The organism is Bradyrhizobium sp. SZCCHNR2028 (genome assembly GCF_032380995.1).
Classification (GTDB): domain Bacteria; phylum Pseudomonadota; class Alphaproteobacteria; order Rhizobiales; family Xanthobacteraceae; genus Bradyrhizobium.
Map to the genome: position 1 here is coordinate 102,310 of NZ_JAUHJF010000008.1, position 18,019 is coordinate 120,328.

Sequence of the window (18,019 nt, forward strand, 5' to 3'; positions counted from 1 at the left end):
TGCGCCCGTGACAACGCCGAGCAGCGTCGGGCCGAACCCACGGATAGGAGACGCGGTCAGTCGCAGTGCGTCTCAAGAAGCGTGACGCGGTCAGAAACCGGGTCACGCATCGGTCTCGTGCCCCGCGGGGACAGCGACAAACCCAGCGCCCTCCAATGGCTTCTTGGCGATCGGAAACCACTGAGCGTTCGTGTCTATCCGATGAACGAGGACAACGAGATGCTCCACGCCGCCGGCTTTTGCATCACGATTGGCCTCAGCGATAGAGAGCTCCACTCGGCAAACGACAATTGAAGAAGGATGTCGAAACAGTATCACGTTGAGGTTGTATTGAGAAGGCTTGGGTGTAAAATCTTTACGATGCCAGATTTCCGATGGGAGCGACGGGCTTCCCAATAGTTCTACTGGCTGAGAGAGGGTTGTGCCGGCATGCCTCTCATTGTCTACCCGCATTGCGACATGCACGTCGCGCTGAAGAAGCCCGCGACTAAGGTGCTGCCGTTCCGCGTGTTCGACCAGGATTTGCCGAGCGGGTCGACGACCTACACGCTGACCGATGTCACCGCGGATTGCAATTTTCGGATCCTGGCGCCGTACAACCCGGTCGGCTCCCGGCTGACCAGCTTCGTGACGATCGATCCTGCGGCGCGCACCATCACCGGCGACGACGTCGGCATCAATCTCGTGGTGATCGAATATGGCCCCGGCTACGTCGTCGCGCGTATCCAGGTGCACGACGATGTGCTCGGCTGGTGGTTCGGCAACTCCTCGATCACCACGGCGCTGCATCCGACGGTCGGCCACAGCCAGCCGACGCTGTGCGCGCTGTTCAGCGACGATCCGACCGGGACCGATCTCGTCGGCGACATCACCGGACACGGCTTCGTCACGCTCAGCTCGGCCAGCCCCGGCACCTTCGTGGTGGCAAATGCGAACAATGAGGGACGGTTGAGGGGCGTGAGCGAGGGGGCGGCCCAGCTCAACGGCAGCTTCCTCGGCGTCAACCAGAGCCTGTCGGTGAAGGTGGTCGACTACGCCAAGACTCGCGACAACATCTCGACGGTGCGCGCCGGCGACCTCGCCAATGCCGCCGAAATGCACAACATCCTGTTCCTCGCCGAAGGCTTTCGCGCGTCCGAGAAGGACAAGTTCGACAAGATCGTGCAGGAAGCGGCGGACGGTCTGTTCTCGCAGAAGCGCCACGAGCCCTACGGCACGCTCGCGGGCAGCTTCAATGTATTCAAGGCCTTCCAGGCGTCGGAAGAGCAGGCGGTGACCTGCGGCTGGCGCGTCAACGACGAGGAGACCTCGGAGCTCGGCAAGGGCGGACCGATTCCGTGGAACTACAGCGTTTCGGACGACAAGAGCATCTACGAAGTCGACGAGCTCGTGGCCCGCGTCGGCCTGCCGCTCCGCAACGAAACTGCGACGCCGGCGCAATTGAAGGCGCGCTGGGCGGGCCAGTCGCTGTCCAACTACGACGCGGCGAAGGTCAACGACACCCTGATCGAAGCGTGGAGGAAGCAGAAATCGCTCGGCATCCTGGAGGCACGTGACACCTTCTACGGCCTGATGCTCGGCTCCCGCTGGGGCGATCAGTCGGCGAAGTCCGGGGCCGCTTTGACGATGCCGGCGGCGGATGCGGCGGGCGATGCCAACCTCGCGCCCCTGATCGCCCGCGCCTATCAGTTCTTCAAACCGGCCAGCGCCACCCGGCACCTTGCCCCTGATCCGCGCCGGCACCCGCCGGAGCTCGCTAGGATCGGCCGCGCGAACGTTGCGGCGCCGATCATGGCCTACCTGTCCGGACTGCGGCTCGGGTCGTCGCCGCACACCGCGCTGGGCGCCGAGTGGATACCGGACGGCACCTTCAAGCGCAGCCGCGGCCTGATCGCCATGATCACCAACGAGGACATGATCGGCGGCACCAATTTCAACCAGTCGACCGTGACCGCCAATTCGCTGCAGAGCCTGAAGACGCTCGACTTCGAATATCCGGCGACCAACACGGCGACAAAGAAAGTGATGCGACGCAAGCCCGCCAGCGACATCGACGCCGACCTCACCGATATCATCGACACGGTTGCGCACGAATTCGGCCATTCCTTCAATCTCGGCGACGAATACGAAACGAGCGCCGAAGACAATGCGGCCGCTTCGAGCGAGCACGACAACATCGTCGCGCTCGCCGGCATCTTTCAGGATCCGAACTACGCCGCCAATCACTCCCGTCTGGTCGATCCGTCCAAGGTGAAATGGTTCGAACTTCTCAGGGTCCAGCTTTCGGCCAAGCTGATCCAGGCTTCGACCCAGCAGGGTGGCTCGATCGAGGTCAGGATCGATCCGCGCCAGATCCCGCGCTGGGTGCAGGCGAAGGCGGCCGGCCGCCAGGCGTTTCTCCGCCGCATCCAGATCACGGCGATCGGCCGGCAACTGCCGCTCACGTTCACCGATTCCGATTACCTCGTCAGACTCGACATCGGCGACATCGACCAGAACCTCGGCTCGATCCGGCTCGGCGGGCTGGAATTGCCGCCGGCGCCGTTTCCCGTGTTTCCGAAAGGCTCGCTGCTGTTCGTGCCGCGCCGCGACGATGCGGACGCGCTGGTCTATGTGGTGGAAAAGAAGGTGCGCGACTTCATCGCAGGCAACCATCTGCCGCTCAACAAGGATCCCGACTTCGCTCATGTGAACGACGAGGGCGACGACCCGAAGGACATCCCGAACTTCAAGCCGCCATGCAAGGCGCAGCGGCTGGTCGGCCTGTACGAAGGCGCATACAACTTCACCGGGTTGGTCTATCGTCCGGCCGGCGACTGCAAGATGCGGAACAACAGCGGCACTTTTTGCCATGTCTGCAAATGGCTGATCACCAACCGCGTCGATCCCGCGCTGCACGACGTCGTCGACCGCGAATTCTATCCGGAGGCCAAGAAAAATGGCTGAACCGGGCGCCCTCGAAACGATCGTCGCCGAGATCGGCAAGCTGCTGCTGCCGCTGCGGGCGGCGGTGGAGTCGCCGGCCGCGTTCCAGGGCCTGCTGCTCAAGCTGGGCTGGGATTCCGACGTGATTCCGAAGCCGATCGCCGATCTCGCGGTCGACTTGCAGCTGCTGTTCGATCGGCTCCAGGCGCTGGTCGGCGGCGGGCTGTCGCTCGACGGCGAAGTGGCGTCCGACGGCGAGACGACGGTCGTGTCCGGATCGCTCGAAGACGCCTTCAAGACCATCGAGGCGATCGCCGGCGTCGTGCAGGCGATCGACGACCTCGTTTCGGCGCCCGGCGGTGCATTTTCGGCGACGCTGAACGCCGATAATTTCAAGGGCGAGTTTCCGGGGCAGCTCGTCGGCTATCTCTTCATCACCTATCTGCGCAACCATCATCCGGGCATCGGTTTCGCGCTGCAGGCGCTCGGTGTCATCCGCACCCGCTATACCGCGCCCGCCGGCAACCGCCCGGACTACATCGACTACAAGTTCAGTTTCCCGGACCTGCCGAAGATCGTCTCCGACCCGGTGACGCTGTTCGAGAACGCCTTCGGCTGGGGCACCGACAGCTTCGACTTCTCCAGCTTCGCGCGGCAGATCGACAGCCTCGCGGCCGGGCTCGGGCTCGATGTCCGGATGGTGGAGGTGCCGGATCGGGTCGCGCTCGCGCTCGAAGGCGGCCCCCCGACCGGGCGCGCCGCCGTGCGCAAACGGCTGCGCTTGGTGTTCTTCGAGCGGGCGCGCGACGCGGGACGGCTATCGGCCGAGCTCGGACTGTTCCCGCTGCCGAAGTCCGGGAGCAAGAAGCCGGGCTTCGCGCTGCTGCCGTCTTTCAGCGGGCTGCTGTCGGTGCGGATGCAGCTCGGTCCGACGATCGCGGTGACGATCTCGAGCGACCTCGATCTCACCGGCGGTGTCGGCCTGATGGTGCGGCCGGGCAGCGGCATCGACATGGTGATCGGCTTCGCAGGCAGCGGCGCGCCGACGTCGGCCAAGGGCACCGCGCGCGTCGAAGTGGAATACTCCGCCGCATCCGGCAGCCCGACCATCGTTCTCGGCACCGGCGAGGGCACGCGGCTCGAATACCAATCGGTGAGCGGTGCCGGCGGTTTCACGCTGGTGGCGGGCAAGGACGTCGAGGTGTTCGCCGAGGCGGACCTCAAGGGCCTCGCTTTCGTCCTCGACGCGTCCGGCTCGGACGGCTTCATCTCGACCATCCTGTCGGGTATCTCGACGCGGTTCGAGTTCGATCTCGGCCTCGGCGTCGCCTATCCGCGCGGCGTGTATTTCCGCGGCACCTCGCATCTCGAGATCCAGATCCCAGCGCATATCGACCTCGGTCCGATCCAGGTGCAGGGACTGACGCTCGCGGTGACACCGTCGGGTGACGGCCTCCCGATCGATATCGGCGCGACGCTGAAGGCGGCGCTCGGTCCGCTGGTCGCGGTGGTGGAAAACATCGGGCTGCGGACCGATCTCGCTTTTCCGGGGAGCGGCGGCAATCTCGGCCCGATCGATCTATCCTTCGGGTTCAAGCCACCGAACGGCGTCGGGCTGTCGATCGATGCCGGGGCGGTGAAGGGCGGCGGCTATCTCTTCATCGATCCGGACCGCGGCGAATATGCCGGCGCGCTGGAACTGAAGATCCTCGACTTCCTCTCGGTGACGGCAATCGGCGTCATCACCACCAAGATGCCGGACGGGTCAAAGGGCTTTTCCTTCATCGCCATCATCACGGTCGAGTTCAATCCCGGATTGCAGCTCGGCTTCGGCTTCACCCTGCTGGGAGTCGGCGGACTGGTCGGGCTCAACCGCTCGATGGACCTCGACGCGCTAGTCAACGGCGTGCGCGCCGGCTCGCTGGACTCGGTGCTATTCCCGCACGACGTCGTCGCCAACGCGCACCGGATCATCTCCGACCTCCGCACCTTCTTCCCGCCAGAGCAGGGGACCTTCCTCATCGGCCCGATGGCGAAGTTCGGCTGGGGCACGCCGACGCTGATCAGCCTGTCGCTCGGGATCATCATCGAGATTCCCGGCAACATCGCCATCATCGGCAAGCTGACGGTGGCGATCCCGGACGAGCGGCTGCCGCTCATCATCATCCAGGTCGCCTTCATGGGCGCGATCGAATTCGACAAGAAGCGCGGCTGGTTCTTCGCCATCCTGTACGAATCCCGCGTAATCTTCATGCCGCTCGACGGCGGCATGGGCGTGCTCGCGTCGTTCGGCGGCGACGCCACTTTCATCGTCTCCGTCGGCGGCTTCCACCCGGCCTACAATCCACCGGCGCTGCCGTTCCCGCCGATCCCCCGGATCGCGATCAACATCCTCAACACGCCGGTGGCCCGCATCCGGGTCGATGCCTATTTCGCGGTGACGTCGAACACAGTGCAGTTCGGCGCACATGCGGAGCTGTATTTCGGCGTCTCGATCGCCAACATCGAGGGCCATCTCGCCTTCGACGCGCTGTTCCAGTTCTCGCCGTTCTATTTCATCATCACGATCTCTGCCTCGCTGTCGGTGAAGCTGTTCGGCGCGGGGCTGTTCAGTATCCGCTTCCGCGGCTCGCTCGAAGGCACATCGCCCTGGCACGTCGAGGGCACCGGGAGCATCTCGCTGCTGTTCTGGGACGTCGACGTCGACTTCTCCCACACCTGGGGCGACAAGGAGGACACCAGTCTGCCGCCGGTCTCCGTGCTGCCCCTGCTGGTGGCGGAATACTCGAAGGCTGAGAATTGGACTGCCGCGCTGCAGAACAGCAGCAGGCTGTTGGTGACGCTCAAGACCGTGGACGCGGGCTCGGACCTTGTCCTGCATCCGGTCGGTTCGCTCAAGATCACCCAGCGTGCGATCCCGCTCGGCATCACCCTCGACAAGATCGGCGCGCAGCGCCCGGACGACGCCAATTACTTCTCGGTCGCGACCGCGACGTCGGGCATCGAGAAGCGCGCCACCATCCGGGAGTCGTTCGCGATCGCCCAGTTCAAGGACCTCAAGGACGGCGAGAAGCTCAGCGCGTCCGACTACGAGGCCGAGGAGGCGGGGCTGGAGCTGTCGGTCACTGGCAACCAGGCAAAGACCAGCTATGTCACCAAGCGCATCGTCCGCTACGAAGAGATCATCGTCGACAACAATTTCAAGCGGGCCCGCCGGCGCTTCGTCACGCTCATCTCCGGGCTGTTCACGCACTTCCTGGCCAACAACGCCGTGGCGCGGTCCGAGATCTCGGCGAAGTCGCGCGATCTGAAGCACGCATTCGACGACAAGATCGCGGTCGATCAGGCGTCCTATGTGGTGGTGAGCCTGGCCGACAATTCGCCGATCGCCGGCGCGCCTGCGTCGTTCCAATCGCGCGCCAGCGCCGGTGAATTCATGGCGGCGGAGACGCGGAGCAATCCGAACTTCGCCAGCGAGGCCCATATCGTGCGCCCGCACGAGATGAAGCGCGCGGCGTAGCGAGGCACGATGATGGCGGGCGGTCCGGCGAGGCGGCGGGGAGGGACGGGATGAGTGATACGATCGGCACCTATTCCTTCCTGCCCTGGCTGCGGCTCGGCGTGGCGAACAACATCACGGCGGCCGACAACGACAACTCGGTGTCGCTGCGCGCGACGATCAAGGTCGACTTGTCGCTGGCCGGGCGGCCGGTCCAGGGCGACACGGATCTGACGGCGACGATTTCGCGCGACGTCGCGCTCTATGGTCCCGGCGACATCGTCGGCATCGATCCGAAGGCGGTGGTGAAGGTGGAGCCGCGCGACTGGATCACCAATTTCGAGCCGAACTACCTGCCCTTCGTTGAGTTCTACGACGAGGATTTTCCGTGGCGCTACACGCCAGCGGCGCCGGACGAGTCGCGCCACCGGCTGCGCCCGTGGCTCGCACTCCTAGTGCTCGAGGTGGAGGAGTTCAAGGAAGTCGCGGTGTCGTCGGCGCGGCCGCTGCCGGCGATCGAGGTGACGGGAGATCCGGCCTCGGTATTCCCGCCCGCCGACCAGCTTTGGGCCTGGGCGCACGTCCACGTCAACCGCGACCTGATCCAGCAGGACGGCGTGGTGGAATCGACCAATGCGGACCAGGCGAGGGCGCGACTGGAGAGCCTGCTGGCCAGCAATCCGGACTACGCCTATTCGCGCGTCCTGTCGCCGCGTCAGTTGAAGCCGAATACGTCCTACCATGCGTTCGTGGTGCCGACCTTCGAGAGCGGCCGTCTCGCCGGCCTCGGAATTGCGCCGGCGGCGAATCCCGCACTCTTCGCCACCCTGTCGGCCTGGGCGGACTATACCGACCGGCCGTTCCCGACGCTGCATCCGGTGTACAAGCGGTGGTACTTCAAGACTGGGACGGTGGGCGATTTCGAGTACCTCGTCCGCCTGTTGAAGCCGCGTCCGCCGGACTCGCGGCTCGGCCGCCGCGACATGGACACGCAGACGCCGGGCTCCGGGATGCCGCCCATCGCGGTCGCCGGGCTCCACGGGGTGCTGCGGCTCGGCGGCGCGCTCAAGGTGCCGGACGAGGCGCTGACCGGCGCGCAGGAGGCGGAAGCTGCGGCCTACGAGGGCTGGGACGAACCCTACGCGCACGAATTCGAGAAGGCGCTGGCGGGCTTCGTCAACCTGACCGATGACTATGCCCGCGAAGGCGCGCCCGACCCGGTGATCACGCCGCCGCTGTACGGCCGCTGGCACGCGCTCACCGAGCGGCTGCTTGAGGAGGCGGACGGCAGCGACGCGCCGCAGCCGCGCAACTGGGTGCACGAGCTCAATCTGGACCCGCGGTTTCGCGTTCCCGCCGCGTTCGGCACCGCAGTCGTGCAGAAGAACCAGGAGGCCTATATGGACGCCGCCTGGGACCAGGTCGGCGACATCCTTGCGGCGAACCGGCGGATCAGGCTGGCGCAATTCGCCAAGGCCGCGGCCGCGATCTGGCATGCGCGCCATCTCGGGCCGCTGAAGGATCTCAGTGCGGAACGCGGGCTGACGATGATGGCGCCGGTGCAGCGCCGGGTGATCGCCGACGGCTTCACGCTGCGCCATCGGCTCAAGGAAAGCACGGTGCCCCGCGCGGCGCTGTCTGCGCCGTTCCGGCGCGCGGTCCGGCCGCGCGACCACATCGCGGCGACGCTCGGCTTCGACTCGCCGAAAGGCGCCGAAGAGCTGCTGGAGAAGATCAATCGCGGCGAGGTCAGCGCGGCGCCGCCGCGGGTCACCCCGGAAGCCTTGCCGGCGGTGGAGGATGTCGCCGCGCAGCTTCAGCCGAAGTCGCTGCCCGCGGAGCTGACCGACTGGCTCGCCAAGCACCGCTGGGCGAAGTGGGTATTACTGGTCGTTCTGCTGCTGGTCGCCGTGCTGCTGCTGGCCGTCGCCATTCCGCTCGCGATCATGGTCGCGGTAGCGGCGCTGGCGCTGTTCCGATGGCTGGTGCGGCTGGAGAAGCAGGCCGGCATCGCGACCGGCGTGTTGCCGCAAGGGGCTTCGCCCGACATCATCGACGCGCTGCCGGGCTTTCCGTCGTTCACTATCCGCGATCCCGATCCCGCCGCGCCTGAGCCCGTCGGCGGCGCTTCGTCCGCCGACAGCCCGGAGGCGGCGCGCTTCAAACTAGCCCTCAAGGACCTCAACCGGCTGCTCACAGTCAGCGCCGATCTCGGCAAGCCGCCGTTGCGCAAGCCGATCGACATCGCCGCGCTCGGAGCGTCGACCTTCGCTGCGATTGATCCCGACAAGACGGTGCCCGCCTTCACCTTCTCCTCGATCGCCATTCCGCCGCGAGTGCTGGCCATCAACGGGATCGCGACGCTGCTGCAGCCGGAAGTGTTCAAGCCGGTGATGGCATATCCGGAAATCGACCTGCCGATGTACAAGCCGCTTCTCGGCCTGTCCGACGAGCACTTCCTGCCGAACATCGACAAGATTCCGCAGAACACGATCACGCTGCTCGAGACCAATCAGCGTTTCATCGAGGCCTACATGGTCGGCCTCAACCATGAATTCGCCCGCGAGCTGCTGTGGCGTGAATATCCCACCGACCAGCGCGGCAGCTGCTTCCGCCAGTTCTGGGACCCGAGCGGCGTGATCGACCGTGAGGGCCTGTCGAAGGACGAACTGCGCGAAAAGCTCCGCGATATTCCGCCGCTCCACACCTGGTCGCTGTTCTCCAAGCTCGGCGATCACGACCATCGCGAGAAGCCGGGCGAGAACGAGGAGGAAGTCGTCCTCGTCATCCGCGGCGAGCTGCTGAAGAAATATCCCACCGCGGTGATCTACGCCCAGAAGGCGCGCTGGCAGCGCGACGACGGCGGCGCGATCAATCCCCGCGTCGAGCGGGTGCTGGAGACCGACGGTCCGGTGGAAGACCGCCTGCGCACGCCGCTCTACGAAGCCAAGGTCGATCCCGACATCACCTTCATTGGCTTCGACCTGACCTCGAAGGAGGCAAAGGGAGGCACCGGCCGCGGCAATTCGACGGCGCCGGGCTGGTTCTTCGTCATCAAGGAGCGGCCCGGCGAGCCGCGCTTCGGCCTTGATATTTCTCGCGACGGGCCGCTCAACGTCTGGAACGACCTCGCCTGGCCTGACGTGCTGTCCGACGCCGACAAGGGCTTTCTGCAGATCAGGCCGGGCGGGCCGACGCTCACCCTGGACGATCCGGTGGCGCCGGAGCTGCAGGAGAAGAAACAACAGTACGACGAGGACAAGGCGCTACGCTGGCATCCGGACAGCAACTCCGCGGAGCTCGCCTACATCCTCTACCAGGTTCCCGTGCTGGTCGCGGTGCACGGCAGCGAGATGCTGCCGAACTGATCGCGCAGCGGACACGACAGGGGGCGGCGGAGGCGAAATGGCCGAGTTCGATGATATCCGCAAGGAGCTGGAAGCGTCGCGCGCCGCGGCCGATGCGACGTCGCGCGAAATCGGCCGGCTTCGCCAGACCCGCGCGCGGCTGATCCGCGACCGCGCACGGGCCGAGCGCGTCAGCAAGGGCGCCGACGATCCGGCGCTGGCGGCGATCGACAAGGAGATCAAGGCGGCGGCCTCCGAGATCGAGCGGCTGGGCGGTGCGCTGAAGGCGGCGAAGGACGAAGTGGTCCGCAATATCGGGCTGTTCGCGAACTTCACCGACCCGCGCCGCAACATCGGCCTGCTGTCCGATCAGACGCCGATCCTGCTGATGCCGCTGCGGATCGAAACGCGCTTCAAGCAAGCGACGGAATTCGGCGGCGACCGCGACGAGCTGTGGGTCCGGGCTTATCCGGACGACATCGCGGTCGACAGCTTCGAGGAGGCGTTGTCGGAAGACGAGGTGAAGCGCGCCCAGGCCTATTGGGCCGACGTCTGGCGGGCGAACCGCGACACCGCCGGGGAGCGGGCCGCCTGGCGAACGCTGCTGAGCGGACAGGGCTCGGGGCGGTCCTACTACGTGACCCAGACTCATCGCCCGCTCAACGAGGCGGCGCGACCGGCCAGGGTGGAAGGCGTGCCGACCGTGATCCTGACGGTGGTGACCAGCGCGCCGCTGGTCGATCCCGAGCGAGGTGCGGTCAGCACGTTCTGGACGGCGCTGTGGCGCGCGGGGACGGATGCGGCCGCGCAGATGAACGCGATCGCCGCGCTCGACAACGCGCTCGGCGCCGAGCGCGCCGCGGCGGTCCGTGAGGCGTACCGGCCGCGGAATCTCGCCGACGCGCCGCCCGAGGGCGCGGACCGCACGACCACCACGGTCATCGCCGCGTATCTGGAGTTTCCCGCCGCGGACGCCACGCCGATGCGCGAGACCGGCTGGTCGCAGCCGGCGACCGCCCGGACCTTGCCTGATCGCCTCGTCCTGCTCGGCTACAACGGCGGAACGCTCGAACTCGAGCAGCTCGGAAAACCGATTCCGTCGCCGCTGCCGGTCACGCCGTCGCCGACCGGAACGGACGACGCATCGGTCGCGCACGACGGCGACGACATCAAGTTCGGTCCGGAGCTCGAATGGGTGCGCAACTTCGACCGCGCCGTCGAGATCGGCATGGGATTCCGGGTGCCGCTAACGCCGCCCGCCTTCCGTCGTGGCTTCGATCAGTTGATGGTGCTCGGTGTGCGGCTCGGGGCCGATGCAGACGCCGGCCGGGTCGCGCTGGAGCAGTTGTTCACCCATCATCATCAGTCGAAGGCGGGGTTCTCGATCCTGCCGCAGGGCCAGCCGACCAACAACGTCGAGGGCGAGGGCGCCGCCTATAGCTGGCGCGAGGATTCCGACGTCAGCTTCGATCACTACTTCGGCACTCCGCCCCTGGACCCCGACGGATGGTTCGAGCGGACAGACGGACGCTGCCTCGCCGCCACGCTCGGTCTCGATCCGGCCGCGCTGGCAGCGATCCCGTTCTACCATCGCCACGACGTCAACGACGCCCGCGCCATGAACACGGCGCTGTGGCCGGCCACGCTCGGTTACTTCATGGAGAGCATGCTTCATCCGGTCTTCGACGATTCGACGGTGGAGCGGACCCGCGACTTCTTCGTCCGGCACGTGTCGGCACGCGGGCCGATGCCCACGATCCGCGTCGGTCGTCAGCCCTACGGCATCCTGCCGGCGACGCCGCGCTCGCGCATCCAGTGGATCTTCGCGGGGTCGAACGTCGTAGTCGGGGCCGCGCACGCGCCGGACGATCCGGAACTTCGGTTCCTGACGCGGTTGTATCAGTTGCTGCGCAAGGTCGAGGCCGATCTCGAGCCGCTGATGTCGCGGGTGTCCTACATCGGCAAGCCGGACGGCGACCGTCATCAGATACTGCTCGATGTCCTCGGCCTGCACGCCGGATCGGTGGAATTCCAGCAGCGCTTCGCCGAAAGCTTCAAGGAACTGTACAACCGCCTCGCGATGCAGGGGGCGGGCGGCGCCTTGGTCGCGCTCCTGCTCGCCGCGGGCTATGTCGGAAGCGGGCTCGATCTGCTGAAGCAGCTCGGCTACACGCCGCCCGAGGGGATCGAGGTGCCGGACATCCTTGAGAAACTCTTTCTCAAGGCGCCCAACCAGCTCAAGGGCCCGCTGATCGACGACCGTCCGTTGTCGGAGACCGAGCAGATCCGCGCCTACACCGCCGGCGGCGACAACTACATCGGCTGGCTGATCAAGGCTGCGGCGACCTCCCACGACGCGCTGCGGCTGCAGCAGGGCTTCACCCAGCGCCCGAACGCGCTGCTGTATCTCATGCTGCATCACGCGCTCGACCTGAGCTTCGTCGAGACCAGCATCCGCCTGTTCTTCAATGCCGGGCTGATCGGCGAGACCGAGCTGAAGGCGGCGCGGCGCGAGCCGAAGTTCTTCCAGGTCGAGGAGGCGAGCCTCGCCGTGCCGGCTGCGGCCGGCGGCAGCCGCTGGCGCTACCTCCACCGCAGCGACGCCGCGGTCACCGGAACGGGACTGAGGACGGTCGGCGAGTTCATCCCGACGGTGCTGACCTCGATGGTCGCCACCGCGTATCTCAAGCGCCAGCTCGATGCGCTCGAACGGCTGAAGAGGTCCCCGACGGCGGTTCTGGAACGGGTGTTCGCCGAGCATCTCGACCTCTGCACCTACCGGTTCGACGCCTGGTACGGCGGCATCATGAGCCGCCAACTGGAGCGGATGCGCTATCCGAACGGTGCCGGCCAGGGGACCGCCCAGCCGGGCGCACCGACCGGCGAGGCGAAGACCGGAATCTATCTCGGCGCCTATGGCTGGCTCGAGAACGTCAAGCCGGAGTTCAAGAAGCTGACGGCGGTCGAGCTGCCGGCAAACCTCGCGGCGATCTTCGCCGATCCGGATGCGCCGCCGCTGATGCGCGACCGCAGCAACCAGGGCTACATCCACGCGCCGTCGCTGAACCAAGCGGTGACCGCCGCGGTGCTGCGCAACGGCTATCTGTCCAACGCCACGCCCGACAATCCCAGCAGCCTCGCTGTCAATCTCAGCTCGGAACGAGTCCGCATCGCGCTGTCGATCATCGAGGGAATGAAGGGCGAGCAGAGCCTCGGCGCGCTGCTCGGCTATCAGTTCGAGCGCGGCCTGCACGACCGTCACGACGTCGAAGTGGACGGGTTCATCTACGACCTCCGCAAGGTGTTCCCGCTGGTCGGCGACCGGCTGGCTCCGACGCGTACCGGTCGGCTCGACGCGTTCGGTCGGCGACTGCGGATCAACCGGGTGGAGGCGCGCAACGTCATCGACGGCCTTGCTTTGGTCGAGCACATCAAGACCAGCGGCGTGAGCAGCTACCCGTTCGGCCACGATGCCGACCTGCCGACGGCGAGCCCGCAGCAGGCCGCGGCGATCACCGTCGAGGCCGCGCGGATTGCCGACATCGCCGACGCGGTCGCCGACCTCGCGATGGCAGAGAGCGTGCATCAGGTGGTGCAGGGCAATTACGACCGCGCCGGCGCCGTGCTCGACACCTACTCCAAGGGAAAATTCCCGGCGACCCCCGACGTGGTGCGTACGCCGCGGTCGGGGGTGACGCTGACCCATCGGGTGGCGCTGCATCTCAAGGCCGGGCTCGACCCGAACGACGGCGCGCTGACATCGCCGCGGGCGAAGGCGGAGCCTGCGCTCAACGCCTGGCTCGCGGGCATTCTGCCGCCGCCGGCAGCGGTCGCCTGCTCGGTGACGGTCACCGACCCGCTCGATCTCTCCTCCGTCGCCTACAACGTGACGCAGGCCGATCTCGGCCTGCTGCCGATCGACCTGCTGTATCTGCTCGATCCGGACAACGATCCAGCCGCCAAGGCGCTCGACGATCTGATCGAAGCGCATGTGATCGCCGTCCATGCACCGCGCCCGGACGCAATGCTGACGATCGCCTACCGCGAGAGGATTGCGGCGATCGCCGGGCATGTGCCGCTGTTCGAGCTGTCGGCGTTGGTGCGGCATCTCAGAAGCCTGCTGCTGCGCTCGCGTCCGCTCAAGGCGAGCGACATGGCGATGGCCGGCGAGGCGAACGAGGCCGCCGATCTTGACGCGGCGCTCGCGCGCGAGCGGGCGACGCTGCCGCGCGATCTGCTCGCCGCGCGGCTTGCGGATCTCGACGCCTTCCGTACGGCGCTGCAGGCCCGCCTCGACGCCAAGCAGGAGGCCCAGATCGCCACCGAGATCGAGCAGACGATCACCGGCTTCGTGTCGGTGATGCAGGGTCTCGGTCCGTTCGCGGCGCTGCAGACCGGTACCGGTGCCGTCTACGCCGACCGGCGGCGGATCTTCGCCCAGTTGCGCGCCGCACTCGCCGGCTACATCGCTCGATGGACCAGGCAGCTCGCCGAGTTCGACGCACGCATAGTCGCCTACGACGCTGATTCCGGCACGCCGGACGCGGCGAAGTTCCTGGCGCTGCGGGTGGCCGAAAAGCTGATCGCGACCACGGCGACCGACCCTCTACCGGCGCAGCCGGACGATTTCCGCGACGATCTCATGAGCGGCAAGCGCGCCGCCTTTGTTGGACAGCGCGCCGTTCTGATCATGCTCTACGACAATGCGACCGATCTCGCCGCCCTGCATGACGGCATCGAGGCGTCGAAGGCTGCGAACGCCGCGTTCGACGCGGCGGCGATCGACATCGCGGCACAGCGCACGGCGATCGTCGCGCTCGCAGAGGACATGGCGAAGCGCACCGCCGCGCTCGCGCTCGAGCTGACGACGCGGCTGCCGGCGATCCAGGCCCGGCTCGATCAATACGATGCCGCGGCGGAGGCGAAGAACAAGATCGAGGCGTTGACCGCGGCGGCGAAGCTGTTGTTCGGCGAAGATTTCAAGATCGTTCCGGATTTCGGCCTGCCAGCGGCGCAGGCCGGTGAATGGAGCAACGCCTGGGGCGCGGGCGCGCAGGCGGACGAGACCATTCTCGGGTTCGTCAAGACGACGATCGGACGCCGCTTTCCGCTCGACGACTGGTTCACGGGTGTCGCGCGGGTGCGGTCGAAGCTGCACGATCTGGAAGCCTCGCAGCATCTTGCCGACGCGTTCACGGGGGCGGGCGTCGCGCTGCAGGCGCTGCAATTTCCGCATCGCCCCGAGTTGCCGTGGCTCGGACTCGAATTCCCGGAGACCGATTCCGACGGAAAGCCGTTCGTGATCGACGAGGACAAGCTGCTCTATACCGCGCATTTCGCCGAAAGCTTCGATCCGGCGCGGCGGCAACTCGGGCTGTTGCTCGACGAGTGGACCGAAGTGATCCCGCGCCCGACCGAGGATACCGGTCTGGCGTTCCACTTCGACCGGCCAAACGCCGAGCCGCCGCAGACTCTGCTGCTGGCGCTGCCGCCGAAATTTGTCGGCTCGTGGCAGTGGCAGGATCTCGTCGACACGGTGCGCGAGACGATGGACCTCGCCAAGAAGCGCGCGATCGAGCCCGACCACGTCGACACGACCGCCTATGCCCGCTTCCTGCCGGCGCTGGTGTCCGCCGTGGCCTTCCATCCGATCACGGCCTCGCTCAACTTCGCCTATAACAACAACCTCGCCGCGGTGCTGGCCGAGACGGAGACCGGCAATGGCTGACTATGTCGCGGTTCAGAACCTCTCCGCCGTGTTCTCCGGCAAGGTGAAGCTGCCCACCATCACGTTGTGGAACAGGCTCGAGGGCCGCCCACGCACGCACGATTTCGACCGCGCGCTCAAGGCCGAGGTCCGTGATCCGCTGTGGCTGCTGACGAAGCAGTGGCAGATGGGCGAGTTTCAGGGCGACGACGCCGGCTCGCCCGTCGTCGCCAAGGTGCACATCGAGACCACCGAACTGACGAAATACCGCACGGCCGGCAATCCGCCGGAAGCGTTCGCCGACGACGTGCCGCTCGAAGCCAAGGTCGAGCGGCGGCCGATCCCGTTCCGTCTCGCCGGCCAGAAGATCGCGTTCGATCTCCGCATCGCCCTGGGCCGGCGCTGGCTGAAGCTCGTCGCCGGCATCGAGCCGGGGCTTGCCCAGCAATTCATCGCGGCGCTGCCGGTCGCCATGCCAGATCCCGCGCTCAAGGCCGATGCGCCGGTCGCCGCCCATCGCGAAGCCTGGCAGACGATGGCGGCGCTGGCCGGCCGGTCGATGGACGGCTACGACCTCGTCGAGCATCTGACGGCCGCGCCCGGCAATCACGCGCACGACCTCGTCGTGCTCGGCAATCCGGCCAGCGCCGCTGCGATCGAGACGGCCGAGGCGGAATTCCTTGGCTGGTACCGGGAGGCGTTCTACCAGCCCGCCGCGGGGGCCGCCGATGCCTGGCTGCCCGATCGCCTCGAATACGCCTTCGCAGCGTCGGCGCCCAAGGCGGGCGGCGAGAAGCTCGTGGTCGCCGACGAATACTTCCAGGGGCATCTCGACTGGTACAATTTCGACGTCGACGCCTCCGGCGCAGGACTCGGTGACCTGGCGGACGCGCCGCCGCCGGCCGCCGTCGAGACGACCTTTACGGCGTCGTTCATCCCGGCGCCGATCCAGTTCGACGGCATGCCGAACACGCGCTGGTGGACCTTTGAGGAGGGACGAACGAATTTCGGCGACATTGATCCGGAGACGACGGACGTCAACAAGCTGCTGCTGATCGAATTCGGCCTCGTCTACGCCAACGATTGGTTCCTGATGCCGTTCACGGTGCCGGCCGGGACGATCACCCGGGTCGCCGGCATGAGCGTGACCAACGTCTTCGGAGAGCGGATCTGGGTCGAAGCCGCGGGCAAGGGCGGGGACGCGGATTGGCAACGCTGGTCGATGTTTACGCTGGCGACGAAGGGGAGCGACGACATTCCCGCCGATCTCAGCCTGTTCATCGTGCCCAGCGTGCCGAAGATCCAGGAGAGCGAGCCGCTGGAGTCGGTGGAACTGTTCCGCGACGAGATGGCCAACATGGTGTGGGGCGTCGAGTCGCGGGTGATGTTGGCTTCGGGCGACCGCAAGAGCGGGCGCAGCGCCGCGCTCGACACCCGCCGCTATTTCCGTCGCCTGGTGGAGGAGAGCCTGCCGCCGGGCCCACCACCTGCGCCGCCGATTGAGAACGACGCCGCGATCCGCTATCGGCTGATGAGCGAGATGCCGGAGAACTGGATTCCATTCATCCCGGTGCACATCGACAACGACAGCCGCGAGATCCAGCTGCGTCGCGCAGCAATGCTGCGGGTCATCGACCGCGACCCGGATCCGCCGGTGCGCGTCGAACCTCGCACCGATCTGCTGCGCCACGGTCTCGACCTCCCGCAGCAGCAGGGCTACAATCTCCATGAGGAGGAGGTGCCGCGCGCGGGCATTCGTGTCACCCAGAGCTTCCAGCGCACGCGCTGGTACAACGGCCGCACTTTTGTCTGGCTCGGCATCCGCAAGGAGACCGATCGCGGCGAGCGGTCGAGCAGGCTCGCTTTCGACGCGATCCTTCCGAAGCGGAAGGCATGAACGCATGAAACGTCACCGTCGAAATATAGCGGTGGCGCGGCCGCCGGAGATGGAGGGTTGAACGGGCGCGCGCCATTCCCAAGTCGGCAATTTCTCGCGCGGCGGCAGACGCTCGGCGCCCCAAGATTACGCAGCGGCCGGCAAGTGTGAATATCCGAAGACCCATTCCCGACCTCAGCGCTTCCTTCATGACATAGGAGAAGCAACGGAGAGCCAGCACGAGGAACACCGCTCAAGGTTGAGCGCGGAGAAGTTCGCCTTGATTGTGCCGAATCGAGAGTCACTGCGTTATTGTACGTTGCGGCCTGAGCCTCTCCGGCAGAGGCCCATAGCCATAAGGGCAGAGATCACGCGGCATCGCTTCCAGCATGGGCAACCGCCGGTTCTGCTCAAACCTGGTGACGGGTCGTCCCACCGCAGGCCGTCTCAGCCGGGCTCGTGAATTCTGTGCAGCTCAGTCACCAAGGCCGCAATCACGCTTATCAACGCGTTCGTACCATGGTCATTCAAGAACGAATCTCTAAGTCATAGTTGTCATGGCACCCCAGTCTGCCACGTGGAGCGCGACGATGGTGCTGGTTGGTGACACCGTCGCACTTAAGGGGAGAACGGTGATCGACACTCCGAAGTTTGGATCCCTTGAA

Annotated in this window: 5 protein-coding genes; all 5 read left to right on the forward strand. The window is 66.5% G+C overall.

Features of this window, described 5'->3' with window-relative positions:
* Nucleotides 1-429 precede the first annotated feature (429 nt).
* Genes QX121_RS15570 through QX121_RS15590 form a run of 5 tightly spaced genes read left to right on the forward strand, consistent with a single transcriptional unit; the run spans nucleotide 430 to nucleotide 17,375 of the window.
* Entirely contained in the window at nucleotides 430-2,946 is a 2,517-nt protein-coding gene (locus QX121_RS15570) for a M64 family metallopeptidase (protein WP_315812391.1), read from the forward strand.
* The gene (locus QX121_RS15575) at nucleotides 2,939-6,445 is read left to right on the forward strand and encodes a DUF6603 domain-containing protein (protein ID WP_315812392.1); all 3,507 of its coding nucleotides are present in this window, start codon (nucleotides 2,939-2,941) and stop codon (nucleotides 6,443-6,445) included. Before QX121_RS15570 ends, QX121_RS15575 begins: the two co-directional genes overlap by 8 nt.
* Nucleotides 6,446-6,495: 50 nt before the next feature.
* Nucleotides 6,496-9,792, forward strand: a complete 3,297-nt coding sequence (locus QX121_RS15580; protein ID WP_315812393.1) for a hypothetical protein — start codon at nucleotides 6,496-6,498, stop codon at nucleotides 9,790-9,792.
* Nucleotides 9,793-9,829: 37 nt separating this feature from the next.
* On the forward strand, nucleotides 9,830-15,499 hold the full coding sequence (locus QX121_RS15585) for a hypothetical protein (protein ID WP_315812394.1): 5,670 nt from the start codon (nucleotides 9,830-9,832) through the stop codon (nucleotides 15,497-15,499).
* Nucleotides 15,492-17,375: a hypothetical protein gene (locus QX121_RS15590; protein ID WP_315812395.1), complete on the forward strand. Its 1,884-nt coding sequence runs from the start codon at nucleotides 15,492-15,494 to the stop codon at nucleotides 17,373-17,375. Before QX121_RS15585 ends, QX121_RS15590 begins: the two co-directional genes overlap by 8 nt.
* Nucleotides 17,376-18,019: the final 644 nt, after the last annotated feature.